We start from the raw sequence: 18,397 nt of genomic DNA, 5'->3' as shown, positions 1-18,397 counted from the left end.
CAACATATGTAACTTCTTAAACTAGAGTATATGAGAACAACTAAGGCCCTACGGTGTAAAAACCTAAGCGACAAGGACTTCATCTTTGATATCTTCCAAAACAATGGCTTTTTACCCAATGCGAATACTTTGCCAGAATCATCGAATCTATCAGATAATCGGGCAGAACTAGAATCAGAATCGGCGAATAACTCCGAACCTGAGCAATAAAAACACACATGAAAAGGTACAAAAAAGAAAATCAGTTACCTATTGCCTATTACGATGGCCGGTGTAACTTCTGTTTTGGTTTGGTACAACAACTCCAAAAATACAACCTTGACAGAAAAGTGAACCTGATACCTTTTCAATTAGTTAGCATCAAAGTACCTGAAGAATTGCTTATTGTAAGTAATTCTGAAAGTTATGAAGCAGACAAGGCTCTTATTAAATTACTAAAGATTATGGGCGGCATATGTTATCTGCCTGCACTTATTCTAATGCTGCTACCGCCTTTTCTTCTCAAAAAACTATATTATGCATTGGCTCGAAACAGGTATCAATGGTTTGGTACAACCTCCTGTTCCATTAATTAAAGTTCCAATTTTCCTGCCTGCTCTTCATTGTACTTTTTGGCAAGCATACTCAGTAGCTTACTAAAATTCTTAATGGCAAGTTCGGTCTGTTCAGATACCTTTTGATTCTTTAGCTTTAGCAGAAATGAGCTGTAAATAGCCGTAAGACAAATCTCAATATCATTGGATAACTTGTTGCCCGACTTATTGTCGAACTCCTGAATGGTTGCAGCCATACTATTATACAGATGCTGATAGGCTACTTCATTAGGTGCTTTCAGCAGTTGATTATGCAGGCGGTTAACGTCATTAACTGTATTAATATTCACCTGCAGGTGTCCTTTCTCTGCCTTATTTTCCAGGCGCATCATTTCAGCTAAGTTGGCCCACCAGTCTCTGATTTCGAGGATGACATCGTCGGACTGTTGATAACCAGGCATAATGTGCTTATCTATTAAAGACATATCGAGTTTATTGGCCCGTATCAGGTCCTCAACCTGCCACATATACAGTATATATTCAATAATATTTTCTTTTTTCTTCTGCTGAGCAACTATCATACTTTATCAATTAAAAATCCCATTCTCCTTCCTGGAGCCTTTCTAAATCACGTCTGTCTTTTTTCGTAGGTCTACCTAATCCTCTTGCACGATTGGCATTACTGGCTAATTTGGATAACTCGAGTAATTCAATCTGATCAGGTGGTGTTATATCCCTTACGAAATCAGGTGTTAGTTTGGCACCCATGCGCTTCTCGGCCACATCAAGCACCTTAAATCGTCGTACAATTGGTGGAATACGAATATCTATTTCGTCACCAACTTTAATCAAACGCGAAGATTTAACAGGCATGCCACTAATCATCACCTTACCCTTTTTGCATGCTTCTGCTGCAATGCTCCGGGTTTTAAACAGCCTGACCGCCCATAAATATTTATCGATTCTCACCCCTGATTCACTCATCACTCATAAAGCGTTTGTTGTACAACTTTATTTATTATTATACTGGCTCATTGCCCGAGCAGCGCCCACAGTTGCAAAAGCTTTAACAATGTCTTCGGCTACTTTTACGCGTTCAAGCAATGCTGACCATTCTTCATCCGTCCATCGACCGAGAACAAAATCAACTTGTCTTCCCTTCGAAAATTCATCGCCAATACCAAAACGTAAACGTGAATATGCAGCAGTTCCCAGAGTACTCTGTATGCTTTTTAAGCCATTATGACCGGCATCACCACCTTTTGTTTTAAGCCTCAATGTCCCGAAAGGTAATGCCAAATCATCCACCACCACCAACACGTTTGACAATGGTATTTTTTCCTTCTGCATCCAGTAGTTAATAGCCTTACCACTTAGGTTAACATAAGTATTAGGCTTCAGCAAAATAATGTTTCGTGATTTAAACTTATAAGTGGCAATGGCTCCATAGCGCTCATCCTTAAATTTTACACTATTGCTTTTGGCTATTGCATCTAACACTTCAAACCCAACATTGTGACGGGTTTGCTCATATTCTTCACCTATATTCCCTAAACCAACAACCAGGTACTTCATATCTGAAGGCGTATTATCTTTTTCCGTTCTCTTAAATAGCTTTATTAGCCCAATCATAGTTTGGTATTCTAATGCCCGACAATTTGGCTAAAATATAAAAAAACCTCCATACGTAAATATGGAGGTTCCTTATATAATATATTACTGTTATTTCGCAGCAGCTTGCTGAGCAGCAGCACGAGCAGCACGAGTCAGACGTACAGCAACTACAACAGCATTCTTTGCATTCAATAACTCAAGGTTATCGAAGTTTAACTGACCAACCTGCATTGTTTTGCCTAAACCAAGGCTATCAATGTTGATGTTTAATGTATCAGGTAAGTCTTTTGCAAGAGCTTTAACTTTCAGTTTACGTTTTTCAAGCTGAAGTTTACCACCGGCCTTAACACCTTCTGCAAAACCTTCTAACTTCACTGGAATCTCAATTACAACTGGCTTATCTTCTTTTACCAAAAGGAAGTCAGCGTGTAACATTTGTTCTTTAACAGGGTGGAATTGCGTATCCTGAAGAATAGTAGGATAAACTGTTCCATCAACGTTTACATTAATGATGTAAACATTTGGTGTGTAAATTACTTTACGGAACTCAGCTTCAGGAGCTGTAAAGTGAACATTCTGCTCACCACCGTAAATCACACAAGGTACTTTACCTTCAGCACGTAATGCTTTGGTTGACTTTTTACCTAACTCAGTACGTACAGTACCTTTAATTTCAATTGTTTGCATAATTCTTTTTTTTAAGTGCTACTCAAAATTATAACCATGTGAGGCTAAATTTCCCATCACACGCTTGCTCTAAAGCGGCTGCAAAGATAATACTTTAGATCAAAAATTGATTGCTTATCGACTGATAATTATATACTTTTTCAATGGTGTCGGCAAAAAGCTGTGCTACCGACAACACTTTAATCTTATCACATTTCTGTTTTAACGGAATTGAATCGGTAACGTACAACTCAGCCAAACCTGAATTTTCGATACGCTCATAAGCCGGACCTGACAATACAGCATGTGTAGTAAATGCGCGTACACTTCTGGCTCCAGCTTCCAACATCATATCAGCAGCTTTAGTCAAAGTACCAGCGGTATCCACCATATCATCCACAATAATCACATTCTTATCAGTCACATCACCAATAATACGCATCTCATCCACAACATTCGCTTTGGAGCGCTGCTTATGGCAAATAACCATTGGTGTCTCCAAAAACTTGGCGTAGGTATTTGCACGTTTTGTACCACCCACATCTGGTGAAGCAATTACCAAATTCTCAAGGTTCATGTGCTTAATGTGCGGTACAAAAATCGATGATGCATACAGATGATCAACGGGGATATTAAAGAATCCCTGAATCTGATCGGCATGCAAGTCCATTGTAATTACACGATCGACTCCTGCTGCCTGTAGCATATCGGCAACTAACTTGGCACCAATAGCCACACGTGGCTGGTCTTTTCTATCCTGACGTGCAAAACCAAAGTAAGGCATTACGGCTACAATCTTATAAGCCGAAGCGCGCTTGGCTGCGTCAATCATCATTAATAACTCCATCAGGTTATCTGAAGGAGGAAAAGTAGACTGAACTAAGAACAGGTGAGAACCGCGAACGGTCTCTTCGTACATAGTTGTAAATTCACCATCGCTGAATCGCAAGCAGTTAACACTACCCAGTTCTCTGCCGGAACAAAGACTAATTTTTTCAGCAAGATACTTGGTACTAGTTCCCGCAAATATCTTAATAGGAGCTTTCGGTGGCATTTAAATTGATGTTTATCAGATTATTTCAATGTTGCTTTGTGGGTGCAAAGGTAAGCAATTCATATTTTCTTAACATGAACAAACATCATAAAAAAGTATAATTGTTGAGATTTTAGAACATCCTATTCATTAGCAATTACTTACCACTTACTATTCAAATCATCAATAAAAGTCAATAACTCTTCTGAGCCAAGTCCGTTCTTTGATGAGGTATAAAAAACCGGTGGTAATTCTTCCCAATATTCCAGTAACTTTTCTTCGTACTTTTTCATGTTAGTGCTGAATTGGGTCTTGTTAAGTTTATCTGTTTTTGTAAACACAAGCGCAATGGGTACGCCGTTTTCAATCATTGAATTCATAAATACCAGATCAATATCCTGCATAGGAATTCGCGAATCGATAAGCACAAACAGGCACATCAGATTCTTTCGGCTCGAGATATAATCGGTAATAAGCGCACCAAAGGTAGAACGTAGCGTTTTCGAAACTTTGGCATAACCAAATCCTGGCAAATCCACCAAGTACCATTTGCCATCAATGTCAAAATGATTAATCAGCTGGGTTTTACCAGGCGTAGAAGATGTTTTAGCCAACGATTTTCGGTCGCATAGCTTATTGATTAATGAAGACTTCCCCACATTGGAGCGGCCAATAAAAGCATATTCAGGCCTATCCTCTTTGGGACACTGGTTGGCCTTAGAACTACTTGTATAAAATTGAGCTGATTGAATTCGCATGGCGTCAATAATTTTCAACAAAGGTAGTGGCATTTTAACGAAAGAAAAACTCACATTTTGTGTAAAATATACAAATTATTCACAAAACTCATGAAAATAAAATTTGTTGTTATTTTTTTAACTTTTTGTTATTTTTAGTTGTTTTTCTTTCTGGCGCTATTTATTTGTTAATAATCAAAATTCAGCACGGTCTATTTCTATCAAATAGTGAGCATTAGTGCTGATAATTCTTATAATTTTGCATCATTAAGTTATTGTAGATATTATAGTATTACAAAATGAGAGTACTTAAGTTTGGAGGAACATCGGTTGGTTCGGCTCAACGAATGAAAGAAGTCGCAGACCTGATAGATGATAAACATCAAAAGATTGTGGTATTATCAGCAATGGCAGGCACAACCAATAGCCTGGTTGAAATTGCCAATTACTTATACCAGAAAAACCACGACGGAGCTAATGAAGTAATCAATACACTTGAAACTAAATACGAGCAGGTGGTTGATGAATTATTCATAAGTGAAGCATTTAAATCTAGAGGTCGTGATCTAATTAAATCTCATTTTGAGTTTATTAAATCATTTACCATCGACATGTTCACGGTATTTGAGGAAAAAGCCATTTTAGCGCAAGGCGAATTAATTTCAACTGCACTATTTCACTTTCATTTACAGGAAAAAGGCAAGCAATCAGCCCTGCTTCCGGCACTGGATTATATGCGCATTGATAAAAACAATGAACCGGATGGAGCATACATCAAGGAAAACATTAATAAAATACTGAAGGAACAGGAAGAACAAGCGGTTTACATTACGCAAGGTTATATCTGCCGCAATGCTTTTGGCGAAATTGATAACCTGCAACGTGGTGGCAGTGATTACTCAGCATCACTTATTGGCGTAGCAATTGAAGCTGAAGAAATACAAATATGGACCGACATTGATGGCATGCACAACAATGATCCACGCTATGTGGAGAATACCAAAAGTATTTCGGAACTATCATTTGACGAGGCAGCTGAGCTGGCCTATTTCGGGGCTAAAATACTTCACCCAACGAGCGTATTACCAGCAAAACTTGCAAACATACCAGTACGCTTGCTGAATACCATGGAGCCCAATGCAGAAGGTACACTGATTTCATCCAACCAGCGCAAAGAGCGCATGGCGGCTGTTGCAGCAAAGGATGGTATTACCGCTATCAAAATCAAGTCGGGACGCATGTTACTGGCCTATGGTTTTCTGCGAAAGGTATTTGAAATATTCGAAAGCTATAAAACACCAATCGATATGATTACCACATCGGAGGTAGGCGTATCGGTAACAATCGATGACAATAAGCACCTTGATGAAATTGTAAATGACCTGAAAAAATACGGTACGGTTGAAGTAGATAACGATCAGGTGATAGTGTGTGTGGTAGGTGACCTGGTGGCCGACAATAAAGGCTATGCCAATACTATTTTTGACGCTGTGAAAGACATTCCTATCAGAATGATATCTTACGGTGGCAGTAATTACAACCTGTCGTTATTAATTAGTGCCAAAGACAAAAAGAAGGCTTTAAATCTATTGAGTGATAAACTGTTTAACCAGGAAACCAATGAAATTTAATTTCCCTGTTGGAGCATTAGAACAGATTCAAACTCCATTCTACTATTACGACATGGAGATATTGAACTCCACTTTATCAACCATTCAGCAAGAAGCTGGCCAGTACGGATTTAAAGTACATTATGCCGTTAAAGCTAATGCCAACGATCGCATCTTAAAAACCATTTGTGATGCTGGTTTTGGTGCAGATTGCGTAAGTGGCAACGAAGTTAAGAAAGCCATAGAAACCGGCTTTAATGCCAGTGGCATAGTGTTTGCCGGCGTTGGAAAGGCTGACTGGGAAATCAACCTTGGACTGGACAATGACATTGCCTGCTTTAATGTTGAATCGATTCCTGAACTGGAAATTATTGATGAGCTGGCTGGCTTAAAAGGCAAAATAGCAAAAGTGGCATTGCGCATTAATCCAAATGTAAATGCCAACACCCATCATTACATTACCACCGGATTGGAAGAGAACAAATTTGGCATTAACCAATGGGATCTGGACAATGTGGTTTATGTGTTGAACAGCCTGAAGAACGTTGAACTTGAAGGCATCCATTTTCATATTGGATCACAGATAACGGATCTGCTCTCATTCAAAGACCTTTGCATTCGGGTAAATGAGCTGCAAAAATGGTTTATTAGCCGTCATATTTGCCCCAAGGTGGTTAATGTTGGCGGCGGACTTGGTATTGATTATGAACAGCCAGACAGTAAATCGATTCCAGACTTCAAGAGCTTTTTCAAATTATTTGATGAGTTTCTGGAACTACAACCAGACCAGGAGTTGCATTTTGAATTAGGCCGTTCAGTTGTAGCACAATGTGGGGCATTGCTAACAAAAGTGCTCTATGTAAAAAATGGTGTTAATACCAAATTTGCTATTGTTGACGCAGGCATGAGCGATTTAATTCGTCCGGCACTATATCAGGCCTATCATAAAATCGAAAACCTGAGTTCTGATAAAGAGGAAGAAAAATACGATGTAGTTGGGCCCATCTGCGAATCAAGCGATTGCTTTGGTAAAGCGGTTGACCTGCCACATACCAGCAGAGGCGACCTGATTGCTATCCGCTCAACCGGTGCCTATGGCGAAATAATGGCTAACCGATACAATTTGCGAGAACTACCCATTGCCTATTATTCAGATGAACTTTAGCCACACTTAAATAATTAGATAAGCCATAAGGTTAATGCATGAGCAAGACCTTATGGCTTATTTTTTCTTGTAGCAGCTTATTTAAAGATAGCAACTCCCTCGTTACCTGAAGCATCAGCCCAGCCCCTGAACATACCGGTTGAGTTCATTTCCAGGGTAATATTTCCATATTTATCTACGGCGATGATTCCACCATTGCCGGCCTTATTTGTCAGTTTACCATTAACTACAGTTTTGGCAGCTTCATCTAAAGCTAATCCTTTGTATTCAATTAGAGCAGAAATATCGTGAGCCACCGTGTAACGGATAAAGAACTCTCCATGACCTGTGGCTGAAACAGCACAGGTATTGTTGTTGGCATAAGTTCCGGCTCCAATAACTGGCACATCCCCCACTCGTCCATATCGTTTATTGTTCATGCCGCCAGTTGAAGTGGCTGCTGCAAGATCGCCATTTCTGTCGAGTACAACGCAGCCAACGGTTCCGTTTTTACCTGCCTTTTGAAGCGAACGTTGCAGTAGCTGCCATCGTTTTTCGGTGTAAAAATAACTGCTATCCACCATCTCTACACCGTGTTCTGACGCAAAAAGGGAAGCGCCTTTACCAATCAACAGCACATGTGGCGATTGCTCCATCACCAATCGTGCAGCACTAATTGGGTTACGCACATCACCCACACCCGCCACAGCTCCGGCATTTAAGTCTCGCCCATCCATAATCGCCGCATCCAGCTCGTTACGCCCATCATTGGTAAAAACAGCTCCTTTACCAGCATTAAAAAGCGGATTATCCTCAAGGTTTTTCACGACCATCTCCACCACATCAATAGCAGAATGCCCATCCTCCAGCGCTTTCTTACCAATATCTAATGCTGCACGCAAGCCATCTTCATAAAGCTGAATATCTTCTGCGCTAAATTTCGTGCTATCCATGTTACCAGCACCACCATGCAAGGCAATAGCCCATTCTTTGGTTGGTCTATCTGGCTTTTGACAAGCCACTACAATAAGTAGAAAAGAAATGGCAATAAAGTATCTCATGATTGTTATATTTCTCAGTACTAAAAATAATATAAAATTAACAAGCCCCGCATCAGCCGATTTAATGCCAAATAAAAGACAGTTCAATAGACAATATTCCCAATTCGGGATAATTCCACTTTTTTGCCTGATATTTGAATTATATTTGTGTTATACCAAGCAATATTAGGCATGACACTTATCCAATTCCTCAATCTGATTCTTATTAATCTTGTTGTACTAATGGCTCTTAGCTACTTCTGGAGCTTTTATACACACAAACTATTTAAGCCATTCGCCTGGCTCGATGCTCAAAAGCACAAGCAGCTAAAAAAGCCAATTGCCAGCCAGGAAAGAAATTTCAAAGATAAAATACGCTATTATTCGCTATGGCTTCAACTCAAACGCATTAGTGATAGAAACATTAAAGGGGCAGTTGCCGAACTGGGCGTATACAAGGGCGAAACAGCGCGTTTGATTCACCATATGTTGCCAGACCGGAAATTTTATCTGTTCGATAGTTTTAGCGGACTGCCCAAGCAAGTCATTAAAGAAGATTGCGATGGAACAGTGCGTCCTCAAACAGTTAAATTTGACAACACCACACCCGATGAAGTTCTGAAATATATCGATGGCGATGCATCAAACCTAATCATCAAAGAAGGCTTGTTTCCTGACACTACGGAGGGGATAACAGAAACTAACTATGCCTTTGTTCATATTGATGCCGATCTGTACCAGTCCACCATTGATGCACTCCAATATTTTTACCCAAAACTTAGCGATGGGGGCACCATCATTATCCACGACTACAATCACAATTGGGAAGGCGTAAAAAAAGCAGTTGATGAATTTGAACAAACCATTCCTGAGATCTTTATACAATTACCAGATATGTATGGTTCAGTTGTAATGATTAAAAACAAACGATAGGTAGCATGCACAGGTATATACTTTGTTTAGTTATCAGCTTCGTGTGTACAATTAATCAGCTATTGCATGCACAAACGCCGGAGCAAAGGCCGAAAATAGGCTTGGTACTCAGTGGTGGTGGCGCCAAGGGGCTGGCACATATTGGTGTCATAAAAGTGTTGGAAGAAGCCGGCATCAAACCTGATTATATAACAGGCACCAGCATGGGAAGTATTATTGGAGGCTTGTATGCTTCCGGATACTCAGCTGCTGAATTAGATTCAATTGTTAATAATATTGATTGGGCGGTTGTTCTGAGTGATCAAATACCTCTGAGTGATGTCGTACCTGAAGAGAAAGCTGACTACAACCGTTTTCAGTTAAGTTTTGACATCACTAAAAAAGGGCTTAGCCTGCCGGCAGGCATGGTGCGAGGTCATCGCATATCCGAAATGCTTTCTGAACTAACCTGGCATGTATCAAATTGTCACTCATTTGATGCGCTCCCTATTCCGTTTCGCTGTGTTGCGGTTGACCTGGTTGAAGGTAAGCCATATGTTTTTAAAGAAGGAGACCTGTCAGAAGCAATGAGAGCCAGCATGGCCATTCCTTCGGTTTTCACCCCTGTTGAAAAGGACAGCATGTACCTGGTTGATGGTGGTGTATTAGATAATTTCCCGGTTTTACTTTGCCGCGAGATGGGAGCCGACATAATCATTGGTGTGAATGTTGGCACAAGTGATAAGCCTAAAATCGATGAACTCAAGAGCATAACCGAAATTCTGATGACATCAGCTATGATAGGTAGCAATATTGTGCTTCAGGAGTCCATTGATGCCACTGATTATATTATCACACCCGAATTACACCCTTATACATCGGCCAGCTTTTTTGACGGCACCGCTATTATTGAAAGAGGCGAACAAGCGGCCCGTGAGCAAATTGCACAACTGCAGCAATTAGGAGATTCAATAAACAGATATCCTATAACTTTACAATCCCCCCAAAATTATACACCCGAACAAATAATTGTTTCCGATATCAAGATTATCAACCGGAAACATGTATCACAAAACTTTTTCTTCACAAAACTAGGCATCCACGAAGGTGATACAGTAAGTGTAGAGGATATAAACACAGGTGTTAGACGACTGATAGGCACGCGCTTTTACAACCAAATCACCTACAATATAGAAAGTAACAACGGAGCATATACCCTGATATTCAAAACAGAAGAAACTAATCTGGCGCAGGCGAAGTTTTCGATTCATTACGATAATGAGTTAAAAGCAGGTATTATTTCTAACCTTACAATCAGAAACCTGTTGTTTAAAAACAGTCGCCTGTCCCTAACCACCGACATCTCGGAAAAGCCAAGGGCACATGGCGAAATGATTGCCTACCTGGGAGAACAGCAATTTACCGGGTTTATTGGCGATGGATATTTTGAACGCACTTATCTGCCAATCTACCAGCAAAATTTAAAAACAGCCGGTACCCTAAATTTCTATAAAGCTCAAGCCGGAGCAGGTATTTTCCTGTCATACAAAACAAATACCATCGTAACAGCCAAGCTTGACTGGCAGGAAATAAAGGTCAGTCAGGAAACCGGACTTTCAGATATCTTCGATCAAGGAGTGAAACGTTTTGGTAATGGTTTTATCTACGGCTCATTCATCATTGATCGTAACACCCTCAATAAACGTTTCTTTGCAACTAACGGACATCATTTGCACTTTGCCGGTAAAGCCAACTTTAAAACCTACGAATATTATGATGGGGAAGCCAGTAGCAAAGCCATCATCGAGCCATTCATAAAGGTACCTCAAGAACACTACCTGGCAGGTTCACTTCGCTATACAAAAGCCATCACAACCTCAAAAAATTCTACCATAGAAACCGGGCTATCAATAGCCGCTTTTTCGGCAAATGCGCCGTTTTTCGACATGCATAATATTGGCGGTACAGCCTATAACATCAGTACAGGAGATGCGGCTTTTGTTGGATTAAACTACCGTGAGAAGATTGCAGAAAACTATGGACTAGCCAGCATAAAACTGAACTTTAACATCACTAAGGTGCTTTATGCCCATGCTGTTGTAAATGGTATTTATGCGCCTAATTTTGGCAATAATATATTTGCCGATCAATCCTTCTTCCTTGGTCCTAAAGAGCATATTATTGGCTTTGGTGGTGGTATCGCCATTAATAGCCTCATCGGCCCAATAACTTTGGGCATTGGCACCAATCTTGACGATTGGAAAGCCAGAGCCTACATTAGTGTAGGATATCCATTTATGTAACCATTATGGCCTACGACGAATATTTGGCTGATAGAGTAAGGCAATCGCTAAAAAGCAAAGCTGCTAAGTTCATTGAGAAGAAAATGATGGGCGGATTATGCTTTATGGTAGATGATAAAATGTGCGTTGGCATCATTAAAACCGACCTAATGGCGCGTATTTCGCCCGACCATTACGAGCAATATCTATCTGAGAAAGGCTGCAAACAAATGGATTTCACCGGCCGACCCATGAAAGGATTTATCATGATTGAACCTACAGGCATTGATATGGATGATGATTTAGATAAATGGGTACAACGATGTCTCGATTTTAACCCTATGGCCAAATCAAGTAAGAAAAAGTAAACCTTTTGGGCCTTCATTTGTCAATAAAGGAAACTTTTTTAACCATGAACTTACAGATTAAAAACCACACCTTTATTATATGCGGCGCCACAAGCGGCTTTGGACAGGCAACCGCCATCGCTCTCATGAATGATGGAGCTAAAGTAATTGGCATTGCCCGTAAGCAAGGTGGTCTTGATCAAATGAAAGCCATATATAAAAATAAATTCATAGCCGTTAAAGGCGATATCACCTCATCAGATACAATCAACCACGTTGCCAGTCTCGCCAATGAACACGACATAGACGGCATCTTAATTAATGCTGGCGGACCTCCGGCTAAACTCTTTGAAGAAACACGCTTATCAGACTGGGACGATGCTTACCGTAATATTCTCAGATGGAAAGTGGAGCTAACCCAAAAACTGCTTCCCCATTTCAGAACTAAACACTATGGAAGAGTGGTTTACATCGAAAGCTCGTCAGTTAAGCAACCATACGAAAACCTGGTATTAAGCACTTCACTTAGGCTATCGGTTGTGGGGATGATGAAAACAGTATCTCAGGAAGTCAGCGGACAAAACATTAACTTCAATATGGTGGCACCTGGCTCCCACGACACCCCGGCTATTAACCGACTGATTGAAAAGAAGAGTCAGATGACTGGTCAGGAATTTGAAAAGACTAAACTGGCTTTTATAGATGCCATACCGGCCAAACAGCTAGGTAATCCGGCCCACTTAGGTACATTAGCAGCCTGGCTTTTATCGCCATTGGCAGAATTTGTAACCGGACAGGTTTATACGCTGGAAGGCGGTGCTGTTAAATCAACTTTATAAGACACTTAAGCTGATGAACCCACAGTTTTTTAGTGATTCTATTCAAAAAGATAACAACTGTACCAATATCCAATCAGAGCAATGGGCTAAATAAGCGCGCGAACGATTCTTTGGCCTTTTGCCAGCGTGGTCGCTTGCGCCACTCTTCAGCATCTATTAATACTGACTGGTGCAAATCGTTGCAAAAGTATCTTCTGACCTCCTGAGCTTTATCACGATCGTATATAAATGCGTTGACTTCAAAATTCTGTTCAAAACTTCTGAAATCCATATTGGTGGTACCGATCGTACACACTTCATCATCCACTACCATCATCTTACTATGTAGAAAGCCTGGCTGATAGAAATAGAACTTAACGCCAGCGGCCAACATCTCTTTAATATAAGACTTGGTGCACAGAGCCGTAAAATATGCATCACTTTTCTCTGGTATAATAATACGCACATCGACGCCACTCATGGCCGATGCCTTTAGTGCCATTAGCACACTTTCGCCAGGCATGAAATAAGGGGTGGTAATGTATACATATTTTTGTGCCGTAGCTATGGCCTGATAGTATCCCATCATGATGCCAGGCCAGTCAGAATCTGGTCCGCTGGTAACTATTTGAACCAACTTATCACCAGCAGGTTTTTTATGCGGAAAGTACTTTGGATCGGCAATATCCTGCTGGCTGACAAAATACCAATCAACAAAAAACACCGACTGAAGGGCATTGACAGCATCTCCGGTGATACGTAAATGCATATCGCGCCAGGTACCATAGGCAGGATTACCCTTAATGTAACGATCGGCTACATTAAGGCCTCCCAGAAACCCTGTTTCACCATCGACAACCACAATCTTCCGGTGGTTACGGTAATTAACCTTCGAAGTAAGCGATGGAAAGCGAACCGTTAAAAAGCTATATACTTCAATGCCGTAGGTTTTCATCTGGCTAAAAAAGGAACGCTTAAGCTCCCAGCTGCCTACATCATCTACTATCATACGCACCTCAACGCCTTCAATAGCCTTCTCTTTTAATATATCGAGAATCTGATTACCTATTTCATCCTCATCAAATATATAGTACTGGAGGTGAATACTATGCTGAGCCTGCCTGAGTGCGGTTAAGATGGCGTTAAAAGTCTCTTCTCCGTTATTAAGCACATCCACTTGATTGCCAATCGTTAGTATCGACGATGAATTGTTAAGGAATAGCTGAATAAGCTTTTTGTGGGTCTCAAGACTTGGCAAATCATCCATAACACCATCTGCCAGCTTATGACTTTGTGCATGTGCAATTTTACTGACCAGATCGTGATTCTTCAATCCTTTTCGCCTGATTATCTTTTCCTTCCTGAGGTTTTGGCCGAAAAAGATGTAAAATACCACGCCTAGCACTGGCACAAATAATAATACCAACATCCATGGTATAGCCTTCAAGGGGCTTCGGTTCTCGAGCATTACCAAAAACACAATCATAAGCATAGCCAGCACGTAGGCGGCCTTAACAATGTTTATGACAAGTGGAGGAATGCTCTCAATAAAATCCATTTGCTTTGGTCAGATTATGTGAATGATGAATTTACAAATTATTACGATACACAAATAGCTGACTACCACCAAAAGTTTGCCTTTGCTGAAGATTAGCTACAAAAGCAGGGGCTTTTATGCCTTTTTTAAAAAACACATCGCCAACATACCTGTGCGCTTCATCCCACAGGTTAGCATCAATAAAACGCTGCAGAGTCGCGCTTCCACCTTCAACAATCAACGATTGGATGTTACGCTGCCATAAATCTTCAAGAACCTGTAATGTCAAATCTTTGGCAGTGTCCAGCTTAACGTATTCAATCAATTCTATACGTTCATCCTTTTTTAGATTAAAGATAACCGTTTGATGCCTGTTATCAAGCAATTGATACTGACCATCAAGTGTACACTCTTTATCAATCACACAGCGCAATGGCTGCTTACCCACCCAATCACGAACAGTAAGAGATGGATTATCTTTCAAGGCAGTTTGCGTGCCAACTAATATCGCTTGTTCATTAGCTCTCTGCTCATGAACTGCTCTTCGCGCCCACTCGTTTGTAATCCATGTTGGCGTACCATAATCAGCATTTGTTCGTTCAATATCCACAAATCCATCCTGCGTTTCGGCCCATTTCAATATAATATATGGCCGTTGCTTATTATGAAATGTGAAGAATCGACGGTTCAATTCTAAACTCTCAGCCTCCAAAACACAGGTTTTAACATCTACACCGGCCTGCTTCATCATTTCAATGCCTTTCCCTGCAACCTCAGAGTATGAATCAATACACCCTATAACCACATTAGGAATTGCCTTATCGATTATTAGTTTCGAACAAGGTGGTGTTTTTCCGTAATGAGCGCATGGCTCAAGGTTAACATACAGAGTCGATTGACACAGAAGTGATTGATCCTTTACTGAATTGACTGCATTCACTTCGGCATGCGGTTCGCCAGCTTTTCGGTGATATCCTTCTCCAATAATTTTTCCTTCGTGTACAATCACGCTTCCTACCATTGGATTAGGATATGTATTTCCTTCAGCCATTTGAGCTAACTGCAGACAACGTTGCATGTATTTCTCCTCTTGCGACAAATGATTCATTTGAGTTTAGTAATTTTGCCGTTCAAGATACAAAAAATGAGTGGTACTACGATTCTGCAATACACAGCCAATCTCCTTTCCGAACTTAAGGACATCTATCCTGGCTATGAAATCAAACAGTTTGGAAGGCTCCTGCTTCAACATGTTTTAGAAGTTGATAATACACAATTACTGTTGATGAATAACGATTTGCTAAACGAGGAAGATAAGAACACACTGGACACCTATACAAAACAACTCAAAAACCATGTACCACTCCAATACATCATTGGCTCAACAGAGTTTTACGGTCTCTCATTTGATGTCAATCCTTCAGTACTAATTCCACGCCCTGAAACAGAGGAACTGGTTGACTGGATACTCAAGGACAATCATCAACCGAAAAGTTTATTAGACATAGGTACAGGTAGTGGGTGCATTGCCCTATCGCTGAAAGCGCATTGGCCAGATACCCGGGTTACTGCCTGGGATATATCAGATAAAGCCCTGGAGACAGCTGCCACCAATGCCCGGCGCCTGAAGCAAGAGGTAATATTTGAGAAGGTGGATGTATTAAACTGCACAAGCAGTGACAGGCAGTTTGATTGCATCGTTAGTAACCCACCCTACGTTCGTGAATTGGAAAAAACCATGATGGAAGCCAATGTTTTAAATTATGAGCCTTCTTCCGCACTTTTCGTTTCCGACAGCGATCCATTGATTTTTTACAGAACCATAGCCCGGTTGGCCACTCAAATATTGAGTCCACGCGGTTACCTGTATTTTGAAATTAATGAATACCTGGCTAAAGAAATGACTGAACTTTTAAGAGATACAGGTTACTCAAACATTGAATGCCGAAAAGATATTAATGGAAAAGATAGAATGATGAAGGCTCAACTGACTTAAGTTTCAATTAAGGAAAGTTCCTCATCCACCATTATTCTTAATTCATTAAAGAAAGTCAAAAACTCTTCATTAAACGCTTCATAGTGCAACTCCATCTGTTGCAGCCCCCAATGAGCTTCATCGGGAAGTGATGAATAGTTGGCCATAATCTCAAGACTCTTCTTGATACCTTCTTTTGTGGCATATGTTTCCAGTCGCCTGCTTTTAACCATAAATGGCAAAAACCTTTTTACACTGGCTGGCAAACTAAAATAATGCCTCAGTAATACCTTATGACTCTGACTCACAAACTTATTGAGAGAAGTATCATTGTATTTATCCCAATTAACACCCAAAAAGTGATCATAGAAAACATCAGTTACAATACCTGCATAACGCCCATAGCGTTCCTTTAACCGTTGAGTACTTTGCTTAACAACCAGATGCGTATCGGTAAAATGGTCAATCTTGCGATGTAGCAGAATTCCTTGCTTAATTAAAGGAGCATATTTCTCATAGTCGCGCCCCTTTACATGATCGCCTATAAAATTACCAACCTGAACAGGTGGTATATTACCCGAAAGATATAGATGAGCCAGAAAATTCATGCGGCAAACTTATAAAAATACATTAACAGGATGACTATTTCAAGATTAACATTCTGTTTCTTAACATGTTTATCCCACTAGCCATTTATATTTCCTTCAGGTACATTTATAGTATCTCACTTTTTGAGAACCGAACACCATTAATTTTCACTAACCAAATCAACAAGATTATGCAAAAAGCCATTATTATCGGCGCTGCCGGAAGAGATTTTCACAACTTCAACACCTTTTTCAGGAAAAACCATGACTATAAAGTGGTTGCTTTTACAGCTGCACAAATACCGGATATTGACGGACGTAAATATCCAGCTGCATTAGCTGGCGAGTTGTACCCCGAAGGCATTCCCATATTTGCAGAAGAAGACCTTGAAAAGCTTATCATCGAGAAAGAAGCCGATGTGTGTGTATTCTCATACAGCGACGTACCCTATAGCAGGGTTATGAATTTATCAGCCAGGGTAAATGCAGCCGGCGCATCGTTTATGCTACTTGGCCCTAATGACACCCAGATAAAAAGCAACAAACCTGTTATTGCAGTTTGTGCAACACGCACCGGTTGCGGCAAAAGCCAGACTTCTCGTAAAGTGATTGAGCAACTAATGGACCAAGGGCTAAAAGTGGTGGCTATTCGTCACCCGATGCCTTATGGCGACCTTGTTAAACAAAAAGTTCAGCGTTTTGCCACTATTGACGATCTGGCTTTTCACAAATGCACCATTGAAGAAATGGAAGAGTATGAACCACATGTTGTGAGAGGTAATGTAATTTATGCAGGAGTGGACTACCAGGCAATAATTGATGCAGCAGAAAACGATCCTGATGGGTGTGATGTGATACTTTGGGATGGTGGCAATAATGATTTCTCATTCTACAAACCAGACCTGCTGATTACGGTAGCTGATCCACATCGAGTTAATCATGAGCTCAGCTATTACCCGGGAGAAGTAAACCTGCGTATGGCAGATATTGTGGTTATCAACAAAATGGACAGTGCCGCACCTGAAGACATTAATCAGCTAAGAGCCAATATCGATATGGTTAATCCGAATGCCACAGTGATTGATGGAGCATCACCCATTCGGGTAGATAATATTAACGTCATCAAAGGCAAAAGAGTATTGGTAATTGAAGATGGCCCAACACTGACACATGGTGAGATGAAGATTGGTGCAGGCATTGTGGCCGCCAAAAAATTTGGTGCTGCCGAGATAGTTGACCCACGTGATTATGCCGTAGGTAAACTAGCCGAAACCTATCAGATATATCCAAATATTGGCACTTTACTGCCCGCTATGGGATATGGCAATGAGCAAGTTAAAGATTTACAAGCGACCATTGATAATGTACAATGCGATGCTGTAATTATTGGTACGCCAATTGATTTAAACCGTATTGTTAAAATTAATAAGCCTAACACCAGAGTTTACTATGACCTACAGGAGATAGGTCAGCCAACATTACGCGAAACTCTTAAAGAGTTCGTCATCAGTCAAAACCTTCAATTAAGTAAGGTTTAGCATCTGGTTTTATCTAGGGTGGCA

The 18,397-nt window shown here is 40.5% G+C and carries 20 protein-coding genes; 10 read left to right on the top strand and 10 right to left on the bottom strand.

The genetic code is table 11. From position 1 onward, the window contains the following. The first annotated feature begins 30 nt into the window (after window positions 1-30). Both KDU71_RS04510 and KDU71_RS04505 read left to right on the top strand, forming a co-directional pair. Complete coding sequence (locus KDU71_RS04510) at window positions 31-210, top strand: hypothetical protein (protein WP_212188717.1); 180 nt, start codon at window positions 31-33, stop codon at window positions 208-210. A gap of 8 nt (window positions 211-218) precedes the next feature. Beyond that, window positions 219-575 (top strand): DCC1-like thiol-disulfide oxidoreductase family protein, encoded by a 357-nt coding sequence (locus KDU71_RS04505; protein ID WP_212188716.1) that lies wholly within the window; start codon window positions 219-221, stop codon window positions 573-575. Here KDU71_RS04505 and KDU71_RS04500 read toward each other — a convergent pair. The 6 genes from KDU71_RS04500 to yihA form a co-directional block, all read right to left on the bottom strand. Then, the gene (locus KDU71_RS04500; RefSeq protein ID WP_212188715.1) at window positions 572-1,114 is read right to left on the bottom strand and encodes a DUF4924 family protein; all 543 of its coding nucleotides are present in this window, start codon (window positions 1,112-1,114) and stop codon (window positions 572-574) included. The two genes, KDU71_RS04505 and KDU71_RS04500, sit on opposite strands and share 4 nt — an antisense overlap. A 10-nt stretch (window positions 1,115-1,124) precedes the next feature. Next, the gene (locus KDU71_RS04495) at window positions 1,125-1,517 is read right to left on the bottom strand and encodes an RNA-binding S4 domain-containing protein (protein ID WP_244824831.1); all 393 of its coding nucleotides are present in this window, start codon (window positions 1,515-1,517) and stop codon (window positions 1,125-1,127) included. A gap of 27 nt (window positions 1,518-1,544) precedes the next feature. Then, window positions 1,545-2,165, bottom strand: a complete 621-nt coding sequence (pth, locus tag KDU71_RS04490; protein WP_244828171.1) for an aminoacyl-tRNA hydrolase — start codon at window positions 2,163-2,165, stop codon at window positions 1,545-1,547. Window positions 2,166-2,255: 90 nt separating this feature from the next. Next, window positions 2,256-2,834, bottom strand: coding sequence for a 50S ribosomal protein L25/general stress protein Ctc (locus tag KDU71_RS04485; RefSeq protein WP_212188713.1), 579 nt, complete (start codon window positions 2,832-2,834; stop codon window positions 2,256-2,258). 94 nt (window positions 2,835-2,928) lie between these two features. Next, on the bottom strand, window positions 2,929-3,867 hold the full coding sequence (locus tag KDU71_RS04480) for a ribose-phosphate pyrophosphokinase (protein WP_212188712.1): 939 nt from the start codon (window positions 3,865-3,867) through the stop codon (window positions 2,929-2,931). 140 nt (window positions 3,868-4,007) lie between these two features. Then, a complete protein-coding gene (yihA, locus tag KDU71_RS04475; RefSeq protein WP_262898250.1) occupies window positions 4,008-4,625 on the bottom strand; it encodes a ribosome biogenesis GTP-binding protein YihA/YsxC in 618 nt (205 codons plus the stop codon). A 257-nt stretch (window positions 4,626-4,882) separates the two neighbouring features. Here yihA and KDU71_RS04470 point away from each other — a divergent pair, with 257 nt between their 5' ends. Further along, complete coding sequence (locus KDU71_RS04470; RefSeq protein ID WP_212188711.1) at window positions 4,883-6,214, top strand: aspartate kinase; 1,332 nt, start codon at window positions 4,883-4,885, stop codon at window positions 6,212-6,214. Beyond that, on the top strand, window positions 6,204-7,358 hold the full coding sequence (lysA, locus tag KDU71_RS04465) for a diaminopimelate decarboxylase (protein WP_212188710.1): 1,155 nt from the start codon (window positions 6,204-6,206) through the stop codon (window positions 7,356-7,358). The genes KDU71_RS04470 and lysA overlap by 11 nt, the downstream gene beginning before the upstream one ends. 77 nt (window positions 7,359-7,435) lie before the next feature. Here the strand turns inward: lysA and KDU71_RS04460 are convergent, their stop codons facing one another. Next, window positions 7,436-8,398, bottom strand: coding sequence for an isoaspartyl peptidase/L-asparaginase family protein (locus tag KDU71_RS04460; RefSeq protein ID WP_212188709.1), 963 nt, complete (start codon window positions 8,396-8,398; stop codon window positions 7,436-7,438). Window positions 8,399-8,569: 171 nt separating this feature from the next. On the opposite strand from KDU71_RS04460, the gene KDU71_RS04455 reads away from it, so the two are divergent. Genes KDU71_RS04455 through KDU71_RS04440 form a run of 4 tightly spaced genes read left to right on the top strand, consistent with a single transcriptional unit; the run spans window position 8,570 to window position 12,757 of the window. Beyond that, window positions 8,570-9,310 carry a TylF/MycF/NovP-related O-methyltransferase gene (locus KDU71_RS04455; RefSeq protein WP_212188708.1) on the top strand — a complete coding sequence of 247 codons (741 nt, stop codon included), beginning with the start codon at window positions 8,570-8,572 and terminating at the stop codon, window positions 9,308-9,310. A gap of 5 nt (window positions 9,311-9,315) precedes the next feature. Beyond that, window positions 9,316-11,592 carry a patatin-like phospholipase family protein gene (locus KDU71_RS04450; protein WP_212188707.1) on the top strand — a complete coding sequence of 759 codons (2,277 nt, stop codon included), beginning with the start codon at window positions 9,316-9,318 and terminating at the stop codon, window positions 11,590-11,592. A gap of 5 nt (window positions 11,593-11,597) precedes the next feature. Continuing rightward, window positions 11,598-11,939 (top strand): TfoX/Sxy family protein, encoded by a 342-nt coding sequence (locus KDU71_RS04445; RefSeq protein ID WP_212188706.1) that lies wholly within the window; start codon window positions 11,598-11,600, stop codon window positions 11,937-11,939. A gap of 44 nt (window positions 11,940-11,983) precedes the next feature. Continuing rightward, on the top strand, window positions 11,984-12,757 hold the full coding sequence (locus KDU71_RS04440; RefSeq protein WP_212188705.1) for an SDR family oxidoreductase: 774 nt from the start codon (window positions 11,984-11,986) through the stop codon (window positions 12,755-12,757). Window positions 12,758-12,830: 73 nt separating this feature from the next. Here the strand turns inward: KDU71_RS04440 and cls are convergent, their stop codons facing one another. Then, window positions 12,831-14,294, bottom strand: a complete 1,464-nt coding sequence (cls, locus tag KDU71_RS04435; RefSeq protein ID WP_212188704.1) for a cardiolipin synthase — start codon at window positions 14,292-14,294, stop codon at window positions 12,831-12,833. A gap of 31 nt (window positions 14,295-14,325) precedes the next feature. Next, window positions 14,326-15,381 carry a bifunctional diaminohydroxyphosphoribosylaminopyrimidine deaminase/5-amino-6-(5-phosphoribosylamino)uracil reductase RibD gene (ribD, locus tag KDU71_RS04430; RefSeq protein WP_212188703.1) on the bottom strand — a complete coding sequence of 352 codons (1,056 nt, stop codon included), beginning with the start codon at window positions 15,379-15,381 and terminating at the stop codon, window positions 14,326-14,328. A 36-nt stretch (window positions 15,382-15,417) separates the two neighbouring features. On the opposite strand from ribD, the gene prmC reads away from it, so the two are divergent. After that, window positions 15,418-16,269 carry a peptide chain release factor N(5)-glutamine methyltransferase gene (gene prmC, locus KDU71_RS04425; RefSeq protein ID WP_212188702.1) on the top strand — a complete coding sequence of 284 codons (852 nt, stop codon included), beginning with the start codon at window positions 15,418-15,420 and terminating at the stop codon, window positions 16,267-16,269. Here prmC and KDU71_RS04420 read toward each other — a convergent pair. After that, the gene (locus KDU71_RS04420; RefSeq protein WP_212188701.1) at window positions 16,266-16,856 is read right to left on the bottom strand and encodes an acyl carrier protein phosphodiesterase; all 591 of its coding nucleotides are present in this window, start codon (window positions 16,854-16,856) and stop codon (window positions 16,266-16,268) included. The genes prmC and KDU71_RS04420 overlap by 4 nt on opposite strands. A gap of 170 nt (window positions 16,857-17,026) precedes the next feature. On the opposite strand from KDU71_RS04420, the gene KDU71_RS04415 reads away from it, so the two are divergent. Next, window positions 17,027-18,373: a cyclic 2,3-diphosphoglycerate synthase gene (locus tag KDU71_RS04415; RefSeq protein ID WP_212188700.1), complete on the top strand. Its 1,347-nt coding sequence runs from the start codon at window positions 17,027-17,029 to the stop codon at window positions 18,371-18,373. The last annotated feature ends 24 nt before the right edge of the window (window positions 18,374-18,397 follow it).

It is taken from the genome of Carboxylicivirga sediminis (assembly GCF_018156225.1).
GTDB lineage: Bacteria > Bacteroidota > Bacteroidia > Bacteroidales > Marinilabiliaceae > Carboxylicivirga > Carboxylicivirga sediminis.
This window is presented reverse-complemented; position numbering and strand designations above follow the sequence as displayed.